Source organism: Janthinobacterium sp. SUN176 (genome assembly GCF_030587335.1).
In the GTDB taxonomy this organism is placed as follows: domain Bacteria; phylum Pseudomonadota; class Gammaproteobacteria; order Burkholderiales; family Burkholderiaceae_D; genus Janthinobacterium; species Janthinobacterium kumbetense.
Map to the genome: position 1 here is coordinate 1,886,909 of NZ_JAPWIA010000001.1, position 19,147 is coordinate 1,906,055.

Annotated in this window: 19 protein-coding genes; 7 read left to right on the forward strand and 12 right to left on the reverse strand. The window is 64.5% G+C overall.

Annotated elements, in window-relative coordinates:
- Positions 1-15: 15 nt before the first annotated feature.
- Together O3299_RS08575 and O3299_RS08580 are read right to left on the reverse strand one after the other, a co-directional pair.
- Positions 16-1,809 (reverse strand): DUF885 domain-containing protein, encoded by a 1,794-nt coding sequence (locus tag O3299_RS08575; protein ID WP_305062069.1) that lies wholly within the window; start codon positions 1,807-1,809, stop codon positions 16-18.
- A 65-nt stretch (positions 1,810-1,874) separates the two neighbouring features.
- Complete coding sequence (locus O3299_RS08580) at positions 1,875-2,918, reverse strand: LacI family DNA-binding transcriptional regulator (protein WP_305062070.1); 1,044 nt, start codon at positions 2,916-2,918, stop codon at positions 1,875-1,877.
- A gap of 106 nt (positions 2,919-3,024) precedes the next feature.
- On the opposite strand from O3299_RS08580, the gene O3299_RS08585 reads away from it, so the two are divergent.
- Together O3299_RS08585 and O3299_RS08590 are read left to right on the forward strand one after the other, a co-directional pair.
- Positions 3,025-4,218 carry a phytanoyl-CoA dioxygenase family protein gene (locus O3299_RS08585; protein WP_305062071.1) on the forward strand — a complete coding sequence of 398 codons (1,194 nt, stop codon included), beginning with the start codon at positions 3,025-3,027 and terminating at the stop codon, positions 4,216-4,218.
- Positions 4,219-4,245: 27 nt separating this feature from the next.
- Positions 4,246-5,364, forward strand: coding sequence for a Gfo/Idh/MocA family protein (locus O3299_RS08590; protein WP_305062072.1), 1,119 nt, complete (start codon positions 4,246-4,248; stop codon positions 5,362-5,364).
- Between the two features lie 14 nt (positions 5,365-5,378).
- On the opposite strand, the gene O3299_RS08595 is transcribed toward O3299_RS08590, so the two are convergent.
- Positions 5,379-7,373, reverse strand: coding sequence for a glycoside hydrolase family 3 protein (locus tag O3299_RS08595; protein ID WP_305052181.1), 1,995 nt, complete (start codon positions 7,371-7,373; stop codon positions 5,379-5,381).
- A gap of 222 nt (positions 7,374-7,595) precedes the next feature.
- Between O3299_RS08595 and O3299_RS08600 the strand changes: the two genes are divergently transcribed.
- On the forward strand, positions 7,596-8,627 hold the full coding sequence (locus tag O3299_RS08600) for an AraC family transcriptional regulator (RefSeq protein WP_251348482.1): 1,032 nt from the start codon (positions 7,596-7,598) through the stop codon (positions 8,625-8,627).
- Positions 8,628-8,700: 73 nt separating this feature from the next.
- On the opposite strand, the gene O3299_RS08605 is transcribed toward O3299_RS08600, so the two are convergent.
- Together O3299_RS08605 and O3299_RS08610 are read right to left on the reverse strand one after the other, a co-directional pair.
- Positions 8,701-9,984, reverse strand: a complete 1,284-nt coding sequence (locus O3299_RS08605; protein ID WP_305052182.1) for a hypothetical protein — start codon at positions 9,982-9,984, stop codon at positions 8,701-8,703.
- A 77-nt stretch (positions 9,985-10,061) separates the two neighbouring features.
- A complete protein-coding gene (locus O3299_RS08610) occupies positions 10,062-10,457 on the reverse strand; it encodes a helix-turn-helix domain-containing protein (protein WP_251349211.1) in 396 nt (131 codons plus the stop codon).
- Positions 10,458-10,619: 162 nt separating this feature from the next.
- Here O3299_RS08610 and O3299_RS08615 point away from each other — a divergent pair, with 162 nt between their 5' ends.
- The 4 genes from O3299_RS08615 (at position 10,620) to O3299_RS08630 (ending at position 12,981) form a co-directional block, all read left to right on the forward strand.
- On the forward strand, positions 10,620-11,192 hold the full coding sequence (locus O3299_RS08615; RefSeq protein WP_305052183.1) for an FMN-dependent NADH-azoreductase: 573 nt from the start codon (positions 10,620-10,622) through the stop codon (positions 11,190-11,192).
- 121 nt (positions 11,193-11,313) lie between these two features.
- Positions 11,314-11,601, forward strand: coding sequence for a putative quinol monooxygenase (locus O3299_RS08620; RefSeq protein WP_305052184.1), 288 nt, complete (start codon positions 11,314-11,316; stop codon positions 11,599-11,601).
- Between the two features lie 79 nt (positions 11,602-11,680).
- Entirely contained in the window at positions 11,681-12,247 is a 567-nt protein-coding gene (locus tag O3299_RS08625) for a hypothetical protein (protein ID WP_305052185.1), read from the forward strand.
- On the forward strand, positions 12,247-12,981 hold the full coding sequence (locus tag O3299_RS08630; RefSeq protein WP_305052186.1) for a hypothetical protein: 735 nt from the start codon (positions 12,247-12,249) through the stop codon (positions 12,979-12,981). The genes O3299_RS08625 and O3299_RS08630 overlap by 1 nt, the downstream gene beginning before the upstream one ends.
- 2 nt (positions 12,982-12,983) lie before the next feature.
- Here O3299_RS08630 and O3299_RS08635 read toward each other — a convergent pair whose 3' ends face one another.
- The 7 genes from O3299_RS08635 to folE2 form a co-directional block, all read right to left on the reverse strand.
- Positions 12,984-13,295, reverse strand: coding sequence for a hypothetical protein (locus O3299_RS08635; RefSeq protein ID WP_251348476.1), 312 nt, complete (start codon positions 13,293-13,295; stop codon positions 12,984-12,986).
- 97 nt (positions 13,296-13,392) lie between these two features.
- Positions 13,393-13,905, reverse strand: coding sequence for a hypothetical protein (locus tag O3299_RS08640; protein WP_251348475.1), 513 nt, complete (start codon positions 13,903-13,905; stop codon positions 13,393-13,395).
- A gap of 262 nt (positions 13,906-14,167) precedes the next feature.
- The gene (locus O3299_RS08645; protein ID WP_305062073.1) at positions 14,168-16,615 is read right to left on the reverse strand and encodes a penicillin-binding protein 1A; all 2,448 of its coding nucleotides are present in this window, start codon (positions 16,613-16,615) and stop codon (positions 14,168-14,170) included.
- A 74-nt stretch (positions 16,616-16,689) separates the two neighbouring features.
- A complete protein-coding gene (locus O3299_RS08650; RefSeq protein ID WP_289910258.1) occupies positions 16,690-17,085 on the reverse strand; it encodes a hypothetical protein in 396 nt (131 codons plus the stop codon).
- Positions 17,082-17,900 (reverse strand): class D beta-lactamase, encoded by an 819-nt coding sequence (blaOXA, locus tag O3299_RS08655; RefSeq protein WP_305052188.1) that lies wholly within the window; start codon positions 17,898-17,900, stop codon positions 17,082-17,084. Before blaOXA ends, O3299_RS08650 begins: the two co-directional genes overlap by 4 nt.
- A gap of 100 nt (positions 17,901-18,000) precedes the next feature.
- Positions 18,001-18,168 carry a hypothetical protein gene (locus O3299_RS08660; protein WP_180278775.1) on the reverse strand — a complete coding sequence of 56 codons (168 nt, stop codon included), beginning with the start codon at positions 18,166-18,168 and terminating at the stop codon, positions 18,001-18,003.
- A 24-nt stretch (positions 18,169-18,192) separates the two neighbouring features.
- Positions 18,193-19,122 carry a GTP cyclohydrolase FolE2 gene (gene folE2, locus O3299_RS08665; RefSeq protein ID WP_305052189.1) on the reverse strand — a complete coding sequence of 310 codons (930 nt, stop codon included), beginning with the start codon at positions 19,120-19,122 and terminating at the stop codon, positions 18,193-18,195.
- Positions 19,123-19,147 lie beyond the last annotated feature (25 nt).

Consider the following 19,147-nt stretch of genomic DNA (forward strand, 5'->3'; position numbering starts at 1 on the left):
CGCAGGAGACCGCCGTCAGCCCCTGGCTTTTCTCTGTGCGGGGATGAAGTGTTCGCGCACGGCCCTGGCCAGCAAGTCCGGCGGCAGCAAGCCTTGGCCCAGCAGGAAGTTGTTGAAGGCCAGGCGGTCGAATCTGTCTCCCAGCGCCAGCTCCGTTTCCGCGCGCAGCTGCAGGATGCGCGTGTAGCCATAGAAATAGCTGCCCGCCTGGCCCGGCATATTGAAGGTGTAGCGGTCCAGTTCCTGGCGCGCCATCGGTTTCGACAGCATCACCTCGTCCGTCAGGATGCGGCCAGCCTCTTCGCGCGTGACCTGCCCCAGGTTCAGCATCGGGTCGAGCATGGCGCGCGCCGCGCGCAGCATGCGGAACTGCAGCGCGATGAACTGGCCTTCGGCCGGTTCGTAGGGAATCATCTCCGCTTCCGCGTACAGCGCCCAGCCTTCCACGTTGACGCTGTTGAACGCGTACAGGCTGCGCGCCTGCGACACGCCCCGCTCCACCATGGCGCTGAACTGCAGCTCGTGGCCAGGGCGGCCCTCGTGCGCGCTCAGGGTCCAGGCGGCGCCAGCGAAATTGAAATCGTCATACGCCTCGCCCTTGCCGCTGGCGGCCGGATTGCTGACGGGGAGGACGAACTGGCCGTGCTCTCCCGTATTGCCGATCAGCGGAGGCGGACGCATATGCGGCGCCGGCTGGGCCGCCGATTCGGCGGCGGACGCCAGGCGCATGGTCATGGCGCGCGCAGGAATATCGACCACGCGCTGCCGGGCGATGCGTTCTTCAAGCTGCGTATTGACGCCCTTGTAATGCGCTTCGAGCTGCTCGTTGGGAATCGACGCGCTTTTCAGCGCGCGCAGCACCTGGCGGTAATCGCTGCCGTCGACACCTTTCAGCGACATTCTCTCCGCCACCACGGGCGCCAGCGCCTGCATGGCGGCGCGCGTTTCCAGGTAAGCTACCTGCGCCCGTTCGACCAGCGCGCGCGGCTCGATGTCGATGCCCACCTGCTTCAGGCGAAACGCATACAGCTCGGGCGCCATGCGGAAATCCGTGCGCGACAGGGGCAGCACCACCTGCTTTTCCCACGCCGCATACTCGGTCAGCTGCTGTTCCATGGCCGCCAGCGCGCTCTCCGCGCCCGCGATCTGCATGTCGGCGAACAGCTTGCGGATGCCGGCGACATACGTCGGCACGTTTTCCAGCGACTGCTCCACCTGCAGGCGCACGGGTCCCGCCAGGCCAGGCTTGCCGATTTGCTCCGTGAAGCGGGCCTTCGCCTGCTGCGTGATCGGCGTGCTGCCAGGGTATTGCCCGACATAGCGCTGCAGGCGTTCCAGCGCCTTGGCGCGGCGCGCGGCCGGGCGCTGTTCCTGCAGCAGGCTTTGCATGCTGCCAAAGACCATTTGCGGCACATCAACCCACGGCAGGGTGTATTTGGCTTCCAGCTGGGCGCCGGCGATTTCCTGGTCGACGGCCTGCGTCAGGATTTGCATATCCTGGCGGATACGCTCATCCTTTTCCGCCGCCAGCTTGTGCTGCAATTGCGCGCGCGCCTGTCGCATGGCCGCCACCTGGCGTTCGACGATATTGGGCCCCAGGTCGGCGGCCAGGCCGTCGTACTGCGCCAGGCCCGTGTCGGAAGCGTTTTCAGGCGAGAACTGCGCCTGCGCCGCCAGCACGATGGCCGCGTTGCGGTTGCTGGCCTCGACCCAGGCCGATGGGGTGGCGTTTGCCATGGCCGGCATGACAAACGCGGTGGAGAGCAAGGCGGCAAGCACGGTTTGATGCAATTTCGGGATGACGGACATCGGGGGTTTCCTTCAAGGGTGAGCGATGAGCGAAGCGACGAGTATCGGCCAGCCTCGCATGCCTGTCAATTCAGGCCATTCAGGGCGGGCAGGTTCCACGGCGTGACGATCTGGATGGCGGACAGGCAGGCCGGCTGCGCCAATGCCGGCAGCGCGCCCTGCGCACGCAGGATTTCCTGGCAGGCGCGGCGCATGTCCTGGCCCAGGTCGTGGTGCAGCACGGCGTGGATGGCGCCCGCCTTGAGCAGCGCCAGGTTGTCCGCGTCAAGGTCATGGCCGATGAAGACCTGGCAGGGCCGGCCTGCTTTGGCGAACGCCTGCACGATGGCGGCATTCCCGCCGCCGATGGAATACACGGCGGCGATGCCCGGATGGTCGGCCAGCGCCTGCCGCACCAGCGCGCCTGTGGCGCCGTCGATGCCGTGGCCTTCGCTCACTTCGACGACGCTCAAGTGCCGATGCCGTTCGCGCAGCGCGCGGCGAAAGCCGATCTCGCGCTCTTCCTCGCCATGAAAGCGGTTGCTGCTCAGGGTCACCAGCACCTGCTGTTTTTTTCTCACGCTGCCCAGCCACTGGCCGACCAGGTAAGCGGCCGTCTCGCCCGCCGCCCGGTTATCCATGCCCACATAGCTGCGGCGCGCGGAAGCCGGCAAGTCCGTCACCAGGGTCACCACGGGGATGCCGGCCGCCGCCAGCCGGTTCACCGCCTCGGCCACTGGCGGCAAGTCGGGCGCCTTGAGCAGCACACCGTGGCTGCCGTTCCTGCGGATGCGCTCCAGCAGGTCGACGATGCCGTCCACTTCCAGGGTTTCATGCAGGTGAAAGCGCGAACGCAGCACGGCCGGATGCAGCGATGGCAGCTCCGCCTCCAGCGCGGCGCGCACGGCATCCGTAAAGCGGCGCGGCGCCACCATCAGCACGTCGAGCATGAATTTTCTGCCGGACAGGCCCACCTGCGTACTTTGCCGCGCCAGCTCGTCGAGCGCCTGCATCACGCGGCGCACCGTATTGGCGTGCACGCCGCCGCGCTGCTTGATCACGCGGTCGACCGTGGCCACGCTGACGCCGGCCTGCAGCGCCACAACCTTGACGGGGAAAGGATGCGTCACGTGCTCTCCATTTCGGATTGATGGTTTTTTGATAGATTTTCTGATGAAAAATGCGGATTTTCATCCCTATACTGATTCTACAACTTAAATAATCAGGAGACACCGCATGCACACCACCAACGCCGGCGCCCAGCCGCCCGTCCCGTATTGGCTGACGCCGGAAAGCTGCGATCTGCAAGACTTCATCGACACCGTCAGCCGCAGCACGGCGCTAGCCGACTATCCGCACGCCGCCGCGGTGCCGGAAAATATCCTCGTCTACGACTGCGATGCGGTGCGCGAACTGGCTGCCAATCCGGCCTCGCTGCGCGCGCTGCAGGCCGAATGGGGCAAGGCGCTGATGGATGGTCCCGGCGTCATAGTGCTCAAACGGGCCGTCACCGACATGGAAACGCTGGAACAGGCGAATCGCGTGTTCCGCGACCTGATCGCCGGGCAGCATGCCAGCGGACAGGCGGGCGGCGACCATTTCGCCAGGCCGGGTGCGAATGACCGCATCTGGAACGCCCAGCAAAAGCTTTGCCTGCGCGCACCCGTAACATTCGCGCGCTACTACGCCAATCCCGTCTTCTCCTGGATATCCGAGGCCTGGCTGGGGCCCGCCTACCAGATGACGGCGCAAGTAAACGTCGTCAATCCCGGCGGGGCCGCCCAGGCGCCGCACCGCGACTATCACCTGGGCTTCCAGAGCGCCGCCGCCTGCGCCGCCTATCCCGCGCCCGTGCACCAGATGTCTGCCCTCTTGACCTTGCAGGGCGCCGTCGCCCATTGCGACATGCCGCTGGAATCCGGTCCCACCCTGTACCTGCCTTATTCGCAGCGCTACCGGGCCGGTTTTCTCGCCTGGCAGCAGCGGCCGTTCCGCGACTATTTCGCCCGGCATTGCGTGCAGCTGCCGCTGTCGAAGGGCGACGCCGTGTTCTTCAACCCGGCCCTGTTCCACGCGGCCGGGCATAACCGCTCGCCCGACATCCGCCGCATGGCCAACCTGCTGCAAGTGTCGTCGCCGTTCGGGCGCGCCATGGAAACGCTGGACCGCCGCGCCATGAGCGCCGCGCTATACCCCGCGCTGCAGGCGCTGCGCGCGCAGGGCGCCCTGGATGACGCTGGCGTCGGCCACGCGATCGCCGCCTGTGCCGAAGGCTATGCCTTTCCCAGTAACCTGGACCGCGACCAGCCCATCGACGGCATGGCGCCGCCAACGCAGCAGCAGCTCATGCGCGCAGCGCTGGCGCAGGACTGGCCCGCGGCCCGCTTCCTCGACGCCCTGGACAGCCACGCCTGGCGCCAGCAAGCCTGAACCCCCTACGCGTCTCGGAGACTCCCTATGCAAGACATCCACATCGGCCTGATCGGCGCCGGCTACATGGGCAAGGCCCACACCATCGCCTACAAGACCGTGCGCAGCATCTTTCCCACGGCCCGCAACCCCGTCTGCGCCTGCATCGCCACCAGCAGCGAGGAAGGCGCGGCCCGCAGCGCGCAGGAACTGGGCTGGAACAGGTCCACCGGCGACTGGCGCGCGCTGGTCAATGATCCCGCCATCGACGCCATCGTCGTCGCCACGCCGCCCGTCACGCACAAGGACATCGTGCTGGCGGCGCTGGCCCTGGGCAAACCCGTGTTTTGCGAAAAGCCGCTGGGCATGACGGCCGCCGAATCCTTGCTGCTGGCGCAGGCGGCGGAAAGCGCGGGCGTGGCCAACATGGTCGGCTACAACTACATCCGCACGCCCGCCAGCCAGCTGGCGCGACAGATCATCGAATCGGGCGAAATCGGCGACATCATCCACGTCGCCGCCGAGCACGTGGAAGACTACCTGCACGACCCGCGCGCGCCCGCCTCGTGGCGCACGCGGGAGGCCACGGCAACGCGTGCCGGCGCGCTGGCCGACGTGGGTTCGCACCTGCTCAATCTGGCCCTGCGCCTGGGCGGCCCCGTCGACTCGCTGGTGGCCGACATGAATACCGTGCATGCGCGGCGCGACGGCCCGCACGGCATGGAAGCGGTGGACAACGACGACCAGGGGAATCTGATGCTGCGCTTTGCCAGCGGCGCGCTGGGCGCGCTGACCTTCAGCCGCGTGGCGGCCGGGCGCAAGATGGGCTACACCTACCGTATCACGGGGACGAAAGGCGCCATTGCGTTTGATCAGGAAAAACAGAATGAGCTGTGGCTGTACGACGCCAGCCGCCCCGCGCAACGCCAGGGTTTCCAGCGCCTGCTGCTGGGACCCGCCCACCCCGACTACCTGGCGTTCAGCCAGGGAGCCGGACACGGCACGGGCTACAACGAGCAAATCGTCATCGAGGCGCGCGATTTTCTGCAGGCGATCGCCGGCGGCCAGCCGGTCTGGCCCACCTTCCGCGACGGCTACGAGGTGGACCGGCTGATAGCCGCCGCGCTGCGCTCCGTGCAGGAGCGCAGCTGGATTACCTTGCGCTGACGACAGGGGCGTTATCAGTACGCCAGGCCGTAACCGAACTTGTACAGCGGATGGGCCGTGTCATATGGCACGTCCGATTTCTGCACCTGCACTTCGGCCATCGACGATGGCAGTTCGAACGGCAGCTTGCCTTGCGGCTTGGCCTTGCCCGTCAAGACATCGAACAGCGCGCCGTCGCTGACGCCAAAGTTGGCGAGGATGGCGCTGGCCTTGTCCTGCACGTTGCCGAGGATGGCCGGGCGGTCCAGGTAGACCGTCACCACCGTCTTCGGCGCGTATTTCGCCGCGTTCTTGATGGCTTCGTAGTCGGCGTCGCCATCGACATAGTTCAAACGCCCTTCGTGCTGCATGCTGCCGAAGATGTAGTTCGGGTGCAGGATTTCATACGGCGCGGCCACGCGCAGCAGGGCCACGTCCGCTTCCTGCGGCGTGGCGACCACCGTGTAGCCATACTGCTTCGCCACGGCCGCATCGATGCCATACAGGTAAACCTTCTTGACGGTGGCCGCCAGCGGCAAGACCTTGTCCTTGTTTTCCAGCAAGACCAGCGAGCGGCGCTGGGCTTCCAGGCCCGCCTCGATGAAGTCCGCCTTGCCCACCGTGGTCGCCGCCTTGGCCGCATCGACGAATGGGTGTTCGAACAGGCCTTGCTTGAATTTCTGGATCAGGATGCGCCGCGCCGACGCGTTGATGCGCGCTTCCGTCAACTGGCCCCGCTGCACGGCTTGCGTCAGGTAGGGCGCTTCCGTCACGCCGCCAAACTGGTCCATTCCGGCCGTGACGGCTTTCACGTAGCGCTCGGCCTTGGTGGCGTTTTCCATGCCCCACGGCGTGCCGAAGCCGATGAAGGAAGGCGCCACTCCGGCCGGCGTGCCGTTGCGGCAGTTGGCGTCGCAGTCGGAAGTGATGCCCCAGTCGGACAGGATCACGCCTTCGAAGCCGTATTTACCTCGCAGCAAGTCCGTCAGCATGGTCTTGCTGAAACCGGCCGCCACCTGCTCCAGGGTGATGCCGTCGATGGTGATATTGCCATCCGGCAACGCGTAGGTAGGCATGACGGAGGCCGCCTTGGCCGTGAAGGCGCCCTCGAACGGCTTCACGTGGTAGGCGAAGTTGTTGCCCGGATAAGTCATGTAGCGGCCATAGTAATTGTGGCCGTCGAAACCCTCTTTCGTGGCGCCGTAGCCGACCCAGTGCTTGACGACGGCCACCACGCTGCCGTCGTGCAAGCCCGTATTGCCGTCCTGGAAGCCTTCGATATAGTGCTGCACCATGCGCTTGGCCAGATCCGCATCTTCGCCGAAGGTGCCGTTGATGCGCGACCAGCGCGGCTCGGTGGCAAGGTCCGCCTGCGGCGACAGCGCTTGCGTGATGCCGACGGCCAGGTATTCCTGGCGCGCGATGTCGCCGAAGCGGCGCACCAGCGCATCGTCGCCAATGGCGGCCAGGCCCAGGGTTTCCGGCCACTGGGAAAATCCCTTGGTGCCGGCGCTGGCGCCCACCGTGTACTGGAAATGGTGGCGCGGGTCCGTGCTGATGGACACGGGAATGCCGTGGCGCGACGTTTCGCTGATTTCCTGCACCTTGTTGTACTGCGACGCCATGTTGGCCGTATCGCCCGCCATGCGCGTGATGAAGGTATTGACGTACTGCTTGACGATCAGGTCTTGCAGTGCCGTCAAGTCATACGCGCCGCCGAGGCCGATGCCGGAAGGGTCGGACACGGTGGGCGCCGTGCCGTGCATCATCAGGCCGGCCTTCTCGTCGAGGCTCATGCGCGACAGCAAATCGTCGGCGCGCGCCTCGGCGGACAGGCGCCAGTCTTCGTACGGGTCGATCTTGCCGTTGCGGTTCATGTCCTTGAAGGTATAGCCGTCGACCTTGAGCTGGCTATAGGTGGTGGCGCCGAACACGGGCTGCGTGTATTCCTCGCTGACGGTGTCGTTGCCGCAGGCGGCCAGGGCAAGCGTGGCGACACAGCCGGCGACCATGCGGGCCATCGGTTTCATAGTGCAATTCATCATTATCTCCAAGACTGTTTTTGTAGGTATCCGGGTGGCATCAGGGCCAGCCCGAAATCAATATAGCGTGAGAATGCGTGAGTTTCTTGACCGCACAGCACGCGTTTTATACCCGCGAGAACAATTTTTGGTTAGACGGCACGACAACCAACAATCTCCTACAAAGTGCTAATATTTGTGAAAAATTACTACAACAAGCAGGAGATACCCTTGCACAAACCCGATACGCGCACGGTTTCGAACCGGATCGCGCAGCAATGCGCGCGCGCCATGCAAGCCGATGGGCACGACCCCGCCGACTTTTTCCGGCAGACGGGCATCACGCCGGCGCAGCTCGAGGAGCCGGGCGGACGCATCAACGCCGAGCGGCACCGCCGCATGACGGCCTACGCCCAGCAGCTGCCGCAGCACCGCGGCTTGCTCGACCTCGACGTGACGCACTGGTTCGCCCATTACTCGGGCATCGCCCACGTCTGCTTCAACCGCCCCACCCTGCGCAGCGCCCTGCACGAGCTGCTGCACTTGCGGGGCCTGATCGGCGAATTCGACTTCATGCTGATGAGTGAGAATGGGACGCGCATCGAGATCGAATACCTGTCCGAGTTTTGCCCGCTGGGGGGCGCCATGCAGGCGCTGGCCAATTTCCGCATGCTGTCGCTGGTGGCGCGCGCCTACGACGATGGCGCAGCCACGGCCTTCCATGCCGGTTTCCAGGGCAAGGCGCCGTGGTTCGCGCCAGCCATTGGCGAGTGCTTCGGCGCCGCCGCCACCTTCGGCCAGGCGCGCAACACGCTGACGTTTGACGCGCCCGCGCTGGACCGGCCTTTCGCCCAGTTCAACGCCATGCTGGCGCCGCACGCGCTGCGGCACGCGCAGGGACAATTGCAGCAGTTGCAGGGCGCGCAGCTGTTTTCGGCCCGCGTGGAGCAAGCCATCATCGATTTGCTGGGCCAGCAAGCCGACGCCGATGGCGCCGCGCTGCTGCCGGCCCTGTGCGACGGCCTGGCGATGAACCGCTGGACCCTGCAGCGCCAGCTGCAGCAGGAGAAAACGTCGTTCCGCGCGCTGGAACTGCGCGCCAAGAGCCGCGAATCGCGCCGTTTGCTGCGCGAAACGAGCCTGAGCGTGGTGGAAATCAGCGAGCGCCTGGGCTTTTCCTCGCAAAGCGCGTTCACCCGCTTCTTCAAGACCCAGTTCGAACTGCCGCCGGCGCGCTACCGGAGCGATGCGGCCGGACTCTAGTCAGGCAGATCCGTCGTGCGTCGAACCGTCAGCTGCGCCAGACGATGGCGCAGCTGACGGGCGCGGGTGACGCTCAATAACCATCCATGAACAGCACCATTTCAACGCCGCGCATGGTCCACGGCCCCGTGCCGCCCTCTGGCAAGGGCATCGCCGGATGGTTGCCGGCATTGAGCAAGCCGCAAATGTCGCGGACCAGCGCACTGCCGGCCACTTGCGCGCTCCATTTGCGGTAACCGTCGGGCCAGCGCAGCCGAAGCGGGCGCGGACGGCTGCCGCCGCGTCCGGCAACGGTGCCGATGCCGGGAAACAGACTGCCGGGCGCGGACTGCCCGTTGGCCGACAATAGATGGTCGAGACGCGAAATCAGCGAGGTCGCGACCCGGCTATCCCAGATGACTTGCGCGCAGCCAGCCGCCCGGGCGTGATCGCGGTGGGCGGTGGCAAAAGCCGCCACCTTGGTCCAGCCGCTGTTCATCAGCGCGGCAGCCTTGCCATCCGCGGCCAGCGCGGCGCGGAACACGGCTGCGACATTGGCCGGCGTCACCGTGCCGTGTTTTTGCGGCACGCCTCCCCAGCTGAAAATCGCCTCCGCCAAATCGACAGCCTCGCCTTGCTGCTGACCGTCCCAGTCGCGCCCGTCCTCCAGGCAAAGGGCCAACTGCGCGGCCGCCGCAATCAAGGGCTTTGTCTTCTGCGCCGTGCCGGCATAGCCCACCGACTTATGCGGCCAGAAATACGCGAGCAGGCGCCGGTCCCAGCCCGTGACCGGGGCACCGATATTCTGCCGGCGATACCGCGGCTGGAACGGGGTCTGGCCGATATCGGCGACCAGCAATTGCAGCAGCTGGCGCCGGTCCAGCGTGCCGCCTGCCGGTACCTCGACCGTGTTGGCGAGCGCGGCAATCGCCTGCGGATCGGACCACTGCATGGTGACCACCGCCACGTCCTCCCCGGTGCCCAGCTCGACGTCGGCGCAGATCAGCTGCTGCGCCTGCAGCGCCAGCTGCGCGCGCGCGGCATCCGGCAAGCCATGCCAGTACGCCAGGCATGGCGCGGTAAATTCCACGCAATCCACGTTTCTGCCACCCAAACCATGCGGCGCCTTGACGCGCTCAAACCATTGCGCATTGTCAACATGGTCGAACAGTGCGCGGGAGGTTTGCCGCGTATTGCGCTGGCTGCTGAGCAGCCGGCAAGCGACGTCAAAACTGCAGGCGTAGTGCGGATTGGCGCGCAAGCGCTCCGCCAGCGATTTATTGTCACCATACACGGGCATCGGCTCCACGCCCAGCGCATGGTCTTTCCACTCCTGGCTCAACTCATCGCACACGGCCAGCAGCAAGGCAAGATCCACGGCTTCCTTGCGGGGGTAGAATAATTGTATCTGGGGCATTGTTTCACTTTCTCGCCAAATGGTTTGCAGCGCCATGCCTACTCCGCCGCTGGCGACTGGTTCGCCGCCCTCGCATCGAACGCCAGCCGCGCCGCATCGATGGCGTCGCGGTGGCCATGGGCCCAGGCGCCCAGCGCGCTGATGGGGATCAACAGCGAGCGGCCCAGGTCCGTCAGGGCGTAATCGACGCGCGGCGGCACGGTGGGAAATACGGTGCGCGTCACCAGGCCATCGCGTTCCAGCCCGCGCAGGGTCAGGGTCAGCATGCGCTGCGAGATGCCGCCGATCAGGCGGCGCATCTCATTGAAGCGCTTGGTGCCATTACCCAGCAATATCACCACCATCACGCTCCATTTGTCGCCCACGCGGGTCAGGATATCCGTGATCGGGCGGCAGGAAGCGGCCACGCCCGCATGGCCGCCCTCGTCACGCATGCGCCGTTCCAGCTCCGCTCCTTGCGCGGCGGCGTCGCCAATAGTCACATCCGTGTGCCCCAGTGTGGAAAAAGTGCCTTCTTGTGCGTTCATTTGATAGTCACTATATTTAACTCGGTTACAAAAGCATACCACCCGATCATATCACCCAAGAAGGCCCACATGAACATCCTGCACATCGATTCGAGCATCCTCGGCGAGCAATCCCTCAGCCGCCAATTGTCCGCCGCCATCGTCGCCCGCCTGCAAGCGGCCGCGCCGGGCGCCGTCGCCCAGTACCGCGACCTGGCCGCGCAACCGTTGCCGCAATTTACGGCCGCGCCCGGCGCCGCCGACACAGCCGACTTGTCCGGCGCGCTGGAGCAGGTGCTGGCCGCCGACGTCATCGTCATCGGCGCGCCCATGTACAACTTCGCCATCCCCAGCCAGCTCAAATCGTGGCTCGATGCGCTGGCCGTGCCCGGCAAAACGTTCCAGTATGGCGCCAATGGCCCGGAAGGCTTGCTGGGCAGCAAGCGCGTGATCATCGCCTCGACGCGCGGCGGCTATTACGGCGCCGACACGCCGATGGCCGCCCTGGAACACCAGGAAAGCCATCTGCGCGCCTTCTTCGGCTTCCTCGGCGTCACGCAGATCGAGATCGTGCGCGCCGAAGGCGTCAAGGTCAGCGACGACGCCAGGGTGCAGGCGTTGACGGCTGCGTTTGAACAGATCGGCGCGCTGCAGGCAGCGTAAGCGGCGGCGGATTTTCTGGCTGCGACGGAAACTGTTTCGGCGCAGCCAGACTGGACATGACAGGCATGAAAGTCCAGGATGCGCTAAGCTGCATCCGCCCCACCACTACACAAGGACCACCATGACCCTGACCGTCGTCGCCACCATCGATGCCCAAGCCGACCAAATCGACGCCGTGCGCGCCGCCCTGGAAGCCGTCGTGCCGCCCAGCCGCGCCGAAAGCGGCTGCCTGCGCTACGAATTGCACCTCGACAATAAGATTCCCATGCGCTTCATCATGCTGGAAGAATGGACCGACAAGGCGGCCCTGACGGCGCACTACGCGACGCCCCACTTCCTGACCCTGGTGGCCGCCACTGACGGCAAGACCGTCAAGATCGACGTGGCGGAATTAAGCAAGCTGAAGTAACGGCCAGCAGCGCGTTCAAGCGCGCGGCCATCTTGGCAAGTTGCCATCTATAATATGGCAACTTTTCTTTATGGCCATCATGACATCCTTTTCCAAGATACCAGGCGCCCTTGCGGCCGCCGCCTTTACTTTCTGCGCGGGCGCCTCGGCGCAAGCTCCCCTGACCAAGCTCGTGGGCGACTACAACCTGGCCTCGTCGGCGACCGTGCCGGCCAGCACCTGGGGCTATTCCAAGGGACGCATTTCGGTCAAGCAACTCGATGACCAGCATCTGATGATCGTCCTGTCGTGCGAGTGGAAACGCGAGCCGAAAGCCGTGTGCGGCGACTATTTCTATGCCCAGCAGCGCGACGACGGCCTGTATCTGCAGGACATGAATACCTTCGCCATGCGCGTGTACTTCGATCCCGCCTCGCGCAAGCTCACCATCATCTCGCGCGGCGCCGACGCGAAACAGAGCGTGCGGCACGACGTATTTGCCGCCACGACGGCGCCGCTCACGGACCCCGCCCTCGTGCGGCGCATGAAGCGCGAACTGTCGAATGCCGACAGCAAGGAAAACCGGCGCGTGTTCGGGCCCTACACCAAGTGGGCTTATCAAGAAAACCGCATCGAATTCCAGCGCCAGGACTTGACGGCACCGTGATGCCTGGCCTGAACCGGCCCCTGCGGCGCCAGCTGCTGCGCCTCGCCGGCGCCCTGCTGTGCTCGCCCATGCTCGCGCGCGCGGCCGACGACGGCCTGCCGCGCGACGTGCGCCAGCGCATCCTGGCCACCCTCGACGCTCCGCTGCCCAAGGTGCTCAATGTGCACCACCTGGCGCTGATACGGCGTTTCAACATCGGCTGGTCGCCCGTGGAAAGCGGCGCGCCCATGCTCAATCCGGAGCACCCGCTGGGCAATGGCGATACCCTGCAACTGGCCATGCAAGCCATCGCCGGCAAGGATGCGGCCCTGGCCGCGCAGCGCCTGATGGAGGCATCGCTGCTGCTGCCCCACTTCGTGCAGATGGCCGACCTGAAGCCGGGCAGCTATGCCCACGGCAAAACGCCGTTCACCCTGACTGAGCGGCACCTGACGCTGCTGCGCCAGCAGTCGTGGCTGACGGTGGAAATGCTGGGCATGGGCAGTGCGGAGGATTACCTGGCCGAAGGCTACTGGCCCACCCCGTCCGTGGACGGCAAGCGGCCGTATGGCAACTTCACGAATTACCCGGTGGAAATGGCGCAGGCGCTGGGCCTGCCCGTGCGCCGGCAGGCGGATGGCAGCCTGGCCGTCAAGCCTGCGCTGAGAGAAGAATTGAAAGCGCTGCACCAGCAGACGCTGGCGGCGCTGCAAGTGTTCGTGCGCGAAGCGGGGTTGAGGCGCAATACACGCTAGTGTCAGTCGTCAACGTCTGCCGCCGCGTTCAAACGCCCCCAAGGTGTTGGATGATATATCTCCTTACCGAATATATTCGGCCCTTCCCCTTTAGTTTCCATGCCTGCAATCCAGAAAGGGACATAAGTTTTTTTCATGGATTCGTAACTCGCCGCAGGAACACATCGCGTATTGGTTTGCGCCAGTAAATTATTTAACTGTTCCAGACTCAATCCGCCCAAAACCCCAGCATAGATAATGGCCCGCTCCGCAGGAGTGCGAACCCGATCGCTACACCGCTCTTCACAGGTTCTGGAATCAGTATTTCCCTCCATTACTTTCCTCCCTCTTAAAATAATCTAAATTTATACATCAACTTTCTGGACCATCTACCGTACTTATAAATCGGAACACTCCGACCAAAATCATCAATCATTCCCCCGCCCAGAACAATCCATAGGCAGCTCGTTTGTAAAGATGCTCTGAAAAACCCGTATTTTCAAGCGATATCTGACGGGTGCATATGAAGCGATCAACTTTTCGTTTATTGATCATTTTTTCGCTCCAATTAGAAATAATTAGTAGGCCTTCAATATCATCGACAGTTTCCGAGTCAGGGACCTCGTGCATGTCTTTCAAGATTGGCGTACCAAGCGAAATATGAAATGTCTTTTCAGGATACTCTTCACGTAATCTCGCGATTCTGGCGATATGGTCGGCAGCACGATGTCGCTGCGATGTAGATTGAGAAAATACTTTCCCGATGTAGTACGGCCACCATTCTTTCTCATGAATGGCAATTATGGCGTAGAAGTAGGCAGTCGCATCTTCCTCAACCAGCCCATGAAACAACACGTCATGCGTCACTGGAAGCGACCAGTCAACCTTCACTTGAATCTCTACGGAGTCCGGACAAGAAAAATAGAAAGGAGTATCTTTATTCATCGTATCACCTTAATAAAATAGAACACTGAAGTTCCATATAATAAACTCAAGAACTCCAAACGGACGTGATTTTCCTGCACTTCGCTAAAGACTGTGCGCAAACCGATTTCATCCTGATTCGCCCGAAACAAACTGGAGCACAGTTAGCGACATGCTATGGCCAAGTTTCTGCCTTCAAGTGCACCGCGTGACGAACAGCAACGAGGATGGCACGATATGAAACCCGAAGGCCGCAATAACGACGCCATATAGAAGTGTCATCTCAATCCGATGGCAACGGAAGCGGCGCAGGTGCGGGAGCCGCCTCCGGCACCGCCTTCCCATGCGATTCCTGTCCGCCCTCGCCTTCGGCCGGCATGGCCAGCGGCGCGGCCGGTGCGCCTTCCTGCAGCAAATCGCCCGGCTCTTCCACGGGTTCGTCCGCGGGCTCGTCGACCGGTTCCACATGGCGCAGCGGCGGTGGAGGCTTGCCGCCAGGGAAGATGGCGTCGCGCGACAGTTTTCCCGTGTCGAGCGCCGTCTTGAAGAAGTCGCCCACCACCAGCACGGCATTGTGGCCGCCCTGGCCCCAGTAATTGCTGCGCATGGTGACCCTGGCGTCATTGAAACCGACCCAGGCGCCGCCCACCAGTTCCGGATGCATCAGGATGAACCAGCCGTCCGCATTGTTTTGCGTCGTGCCGCTCTTGCCCGCCACGTCGGAGCGGATGCCGAAGCGGCTGCGGATGGCCGTGCCCGTGCCGCGGTCGATGACGCCGCGCATCATGTCCGTCAGGGTGGCCGCCGATTCCGCCTTCATCGCGCGCTGCGGCTTGTCTTCGCCAAAGCGGGCGATGACCTTGCCTTCGCGGTCCGTGATGTGCGTGACGACGAACGGCAGGCGCGCCTCGCCCTGGGCCGCGATGCTGGCGTAGGCGTTGACCATTTCCAATAAAGTGACGGGACTGGTGCCCAGCGCCAGCGACGGCACTTTTTCCAGCTTGCTGTCGCGGATGCCCAGCGCGCGCGCCAGCTTGATGATCGGCGGCAAGCCGACGTCCTGCATCACTTGCGCCGTGATGGTATTTTTCGAGTACACGAGGCCGTCGCGCATGGTCATGTCGCGCCCCGTGGTGCCGCTCATGTCCGTCGGGCGCCATATCGTGCCGTCGGACGCCTTGATATCCATCACGGCGTCACGGTAAACGTGCTCGGGGCTCAGGCCCTTTTCCAGCGCCGCGCCATACACGATGGGCTTGAAGGTGGAACCGGGCTGGCGCGCCGCCTGCGACACGTGGTCGAATTGTTCGCGCGCAAAGTCGCGGCTGCCCACCCAGGCGCGCACGGCGCCCGTGGCCGGGTCCATGGCCGCGAAGCCCGCTTCCAGGCGCGTCTTCGACTTGCGCAGGGCCGCCATGAAGGCGCGGTCGCCCTTCAGTTGCGCCAGCGCGTCGTCCGGCGTGGCGCCGGCCGCCGTCAGCTTGCGGTAGTCGCCCGACTCGCGCACGAAGGCGTCGAGCAGGGCCGGATGCGATTTCCAGAAATAATCGAATGGCACGCTGCCGCCCTGCATGCCCGCATACATGCCTGTCGACGTGGACGACGGCACGCCGGCGCGGCTCCATTCCACGTCGGCGATCGCCTGCAAGGCATTCGCCTGGCGCTCGACGGCGCGCTCGGCCGCCTGCTGCAAATCCTGGTCCAGCGTGGTGTGCACGATCAAGCCGTCGCGTTCCAGGTTGTAGTCGTTCTCGTCGGCCCAGTCGATCAGCCACTTGCGCACATACGCCGTGAAATGGCTGTCCGATTGCGCCCGCTCGCTCTGGCGCTCGAAATGCAGGCGCAGCGGACGCTTGATCAACTGCCTGTAGCGCGCCTCGTCGATGACATCATGTTTGCGCATTTGCCCCAGCACCACATTGCGCCGCTGCAAGGATCGTTCGGGATTACCGACGGGATTGTAGTAATTCGTGCCCTTGAGCATGCCGACCAGGGTGGCGCTTTCCAGGATGTCAAGGCGCGAGGCGGGCTTGTCGAAATAGGTGCGCGCCGCCATTTCGATGCCGTAGGTGTTGTACAGGAAGGGTACCGTGTTCAGGTAGGCTTCCAGGATTTCCGTCTTGCTGTAGGTGGCCTCGATTTTGAGGGCCGTGATCAGTTCCTTCAGCTTGCGGTTCAGGTTGCGCGAGCGGCCGATTTCCTCGGGGAACATATTGCGCGCCAGTTGCTGCGTGATGGTGGAGCCGCCCTGGGGGTTGCCTCCCGCCGTATGCAGGACGGCGCCCGCCGTGCGCGTGAAATCGATGCCGTGGTGTTCATAGAAACGGTGGTCTTCCGTCGAAATCAGCGCGCTGATCACGTTCGGCGAAATCTGTTTTAACGTGACCCGCTCCTGCAAGCCCTGGTCGAAGCGGGCCAGTTCCTCGCCGTCCGCGCTGACCATGGTGCTCGGCGCGGCCGCGCGCGCCTGGCGCAAATCGTGGATGCTCGGCGTCAGGGGGATCAGCAGCAGCATGTACAGGATCACCAGCGCCAGCACGGCCAGGAACGACCATAGCCCCAGCACCAGCGCGCGCCGCACGGGCGGCAAGGTCATCAGGTGCGCGTGGCCGCGCCGGTACAGCGCCACCGCCTTTGTCCACGCCACTCCCGCCACGCGCACGGCTTGCGCGCGCGTCCATGTCCATGCCTGCCGTGCTTTTTCCTGAAACTGCTCCATGCCTGATGCCATGCTTGTAACCTTGTCTGATGCCGGATGATCCGTTTCAGCAAGTATATAGGGCGGGCAACAAAGCGGGCCGGATTTTACGCCAGGCAAGCATCCAGGCGCGCCAGCGTAACGCCGACATACGCGCCCACGCAGCGCGCATCATGCGTCGTAAACGGGTTTTCCAGCTGCAGCAAGCCGCAATCGCAGATGACGGGATCGACCTGGGTCACGACGCCCAGCGCCAGGTAGCGCCAGCCATCGAGCCGGCGCACGCCCTTTACACAGCCGGGGTTGGCGCCGAAGATGGCGTCCCAGTCGTCCTGTTCGCTGGTCATGGGCCACAGTTCGAGCCGGACTTGCGTGCCGGCGGCCAGTTGCCCGCCGCCGAACTCGTCCATCACGTGCAGGCGCTGGCCCTCCACCTCGATGACGGCTTCCAGATACTCGCCGTCGGAAGCGATGAAGGTGGCGGCGACGATGCTGGCCGTCACTTCTGCGCCTGCTCCAGCAGGGCCGGCAATTCCTTCAGCATGGCGTCGCGCGTGCGCAAGCCGGCGGATTGCTGTCCCTTCTGTTCGTCCTGCACCAGGCGCGCAAACACGATGCTGCGCTCGCCCTTGCTGGCCCAGCCCACGAACCAGCCGTAGCCATGCGCTTCGTCAAAGCTGCCGTCGGCCTTGCGCGGGAAGGCCGCGCCCGTCTTGCCATGCACTTGCCAGCCGCCCACGTCCGCCAGGCGGGTCAGGCGGCGCGTCTGCTCCATCGCCTGTTTGCTGACTGGCAACTGATCGTTGACCAGCTTGCGCAAAAAGCCCAGCTGTTCCAGCGGAGAGATCTTCAGCGAAGAACTGATCCACGAGCGCTCCAGGCTATTGTCCTTGCCCGGATCGCCCGACACGTCCGCATTGCCGTAGCGCAAAGCCTTCGCATATTTCTGGAAGCGCTCGGCGCCCAGCGCCTGCGTGACCTGCTGCGAATACCAGACGACGGAATACTGCATCCAACGCGACGGGTCCGTCTCCTGGCGCCACGCTTCGCCGCCCCAATCCACATAGCCCTGGCGGTACGGCAGGGTCGGCTTGTGCTCGTCCTTGAGGAAGCCGGCGTCATAGCCCATCAGGCTGAGTGCAATCTTGAACGTGGAGGCGGGGGTGACGCGGTCGAGGCAATTACCCTCTTGCAACAAGACGGTGCCCGTTTTGGCGTCCGCCATGGCGGTGCAGATGGTGGCGGCCTGGGCTTGCGAGGCGGCCAGGACGGCGCCTGTCAGGCCGAGGATGAACGGGAAAAATGCGCGATATTTCATGGGCCTCCGGGGTTGGGGGAGCAGGACAAAGCGAAATTGTACCGGGCAGCGCCGCGCGATGCCAGCGATGATCGCGCCGCCTTGACTCCCGCGCCTGACGCTAGCGCCCCGCCGGCCCGCCGGGCTGGCGTTCCCGCTTCAGGTGCTCCTCTTCCAGCTCGTCCATGCCCAGCTTTTCCTCGTCGATCAGCGCATGCTCGCGCCGTTCGCGCTCCAGTTCCTCTTCCAGGCTGTCATCGTTGACGTCCCGCTCGATGTTCTCCGGCATGTTGCCCTCCTCCACGGTGGTTGACTACCAATCTCCGGCAAGCTTGCCCGCCTGCGCCACGGCATCGTGCGGATGCAGGCTTTCCATATGCCGTACGGTAACACGCGCCCGCGCATACGGTGGCACCAATGGCGCCAGCGCCGCCTGTACGCGGCGGGCCGCATCTTCCACATACATCAGGTTAGCACCATTGAGGCGCGCGAACGCCTGCTCGTCGGCCCGTTTCACGGCCGTCTGCAGCGGTGTCGCCAGCGCCGCTTCCACCACGTCGATCAGGGGAAACAGGTCCAGTTCCGCCTGTTCCGTCAAGGGCACGGTGACCGTCGCCGTGCTGCGCTGGCTGTGCGGCGTGGCCAGGCTCGCGTGTTCCCGCAGCCATTCACGCGCAGCCGCGCCATCGATGGGGCCCGCGCCGAACCGCGCCGCGAAGGCGTCGGCGAGCAATTGCCGCGCCAGCGCCGCCGAGCACGGACAGGTCGACGAGTAGCCGATCTCCACCGTCAAGGACAAGGCAAAGCCCTGCGGAGAAACACTGGCCTGCAGGCGCACAGGGTACGATTTCCAGCCGGACAATCCCGCCGTCAGCAGCGCCGGCTGGCGCCGCAGCAGGGGGAACGCCAGCGCCAGGCGCGCCTGCGTGCTGCCGCAATCGGCATGGCTGTCCACCATGCGCCGCAGCACGGCGGCCAGCGCGGCCGCATCGAGCGGCTGCGCGGCGGCGAACGCGTCGAGCAGCAGATACAGGCGCGACATGTGGATGCCCTTGACGTGCGGGTCGGGCAAGTCGACCTGCACGTCGGCCCAGGCATGCACTTGCTGCGCCTGCCCGCCCTCTTCCAGCCACAGGGGCAAGGCGATGCCCTGCATGCCGACCCACTCGAGCGGCAAGGGATTGCCCAGATGGGGGCCGGCCGCCACGTCGGGCAGGGGCAAGGAAATCGGATCGCGCTTCATGCTGAACACTCCATATGCAAACAAG

Excerpts from the sequence above, each read along its gene's own strand:
- O3299_RS08615 (WP_305052183.1), top strand. The coding sequence starts at position 10,620 with ATGAACATCCTGCACATCGATTCGAGCATCCTCGGCGAGCAATCCCTC.
- folE2 (WP_305052189.1), bottom strand. The coding sequence starts at position 19,122 with ATGAAGCGCGATCCGATTTCCTTGCCCCTGCCCGACGTGGCGGCCGGC.
- O3299_RS08610 (WP_251349211.1), bottom strand. The coding sequence starts at position 10,457 with ATGCGTGACGAGGGCGGCCATGCGGGCGTGGCCGCTTCCTGCCGCCCG.
- O3299_RS08645 (WP_305062073.1), bottom strand. The coding sequence starts at position 16,615 with ATGGCATCAGGCATGGAGCAGTTTCAGGAAAAAGCACGGCAGGCATGG.
- blaOXA (WP_305052188.1), bottom strand. The coding sequence starts at position 17,900 with ATGAAATATCGCGCATTTTTCCCGTTCATCCTCGGCCTGACAGGCGCC.
- O3299_RS08585 (WP_305062071.1), top strand. The coding sequence starts at position 3,025 with ATGCACACCACCAACGCCGGCGCCCAGCCGCCCGTCCCGTATTGGCTG.
- O3299_RS08595 (WP_305052181.1), bottom strand. The coding sequence starts at position 7,373 with ATGAAACCGATGGCCCGCATGGTCGCCGGCTGTGTCGCCACGCTTGCC.
- O3299_RS08575 (WP_305062069.1), bottom strand. The coding sequence starts at position 1,809 with ATGTCCGTCATCCCGAAATTGCATCAAACCGTGCTTGCCGCCTTGCTC.
- O3299_RS08620 (WP_305052184.1), top strand. The coding sequence starts at position 11,314 with ATGACCCTGACCGTCGTCGCCACCATCGATGCCCAAGCCGACCAAATC.
- O3299_RS08625 (WP_305052185.1), top strand. The coding sequence starts at position 11,681 with ATGACATCCTTTTCCAAGATACCAGGCGCCCTTGCGGCCGCCGCCTTT.
- O3299_RS08635 (WP_251348476.1), bottom strand. The coding sequence starts at position 13,295 with ATGGAGGGAAATACTGATTCCAGAACCTGTGAAGAGCGGTGTAGCGAT.
- O3299_RS08660 (WP_180278775.1), bottom strand. The coding sequence starts at position 18,168 with ATGCCGGAGAACATCGAGCGGGACGTCAACGATGACAGCCTGGAAGAG.
- O3299_RS08590 (WP_305062072.1), top strand. The coding sequence starts at position 4,246 with ATGCAAGACATCCACATCGGCCTGATCGGCGCCGGCTACATGGGCAAG.
- O3299_RS08640 (WP_251348475.1), bottom strand. The coding sequence starts at position 13,905 with ATGAATAAAGATACTCCTTTCTATTTTTCTTGTCCGGACTCCGTAGAG.
- O3299_RS08630 (WP_305052186.1), top strand. The coding sequence starts at position 12,247 with ATGCCTGGCCTGAACCGGCCCCTGCGGCGCCAGCTGCTGCGCCTCGCC.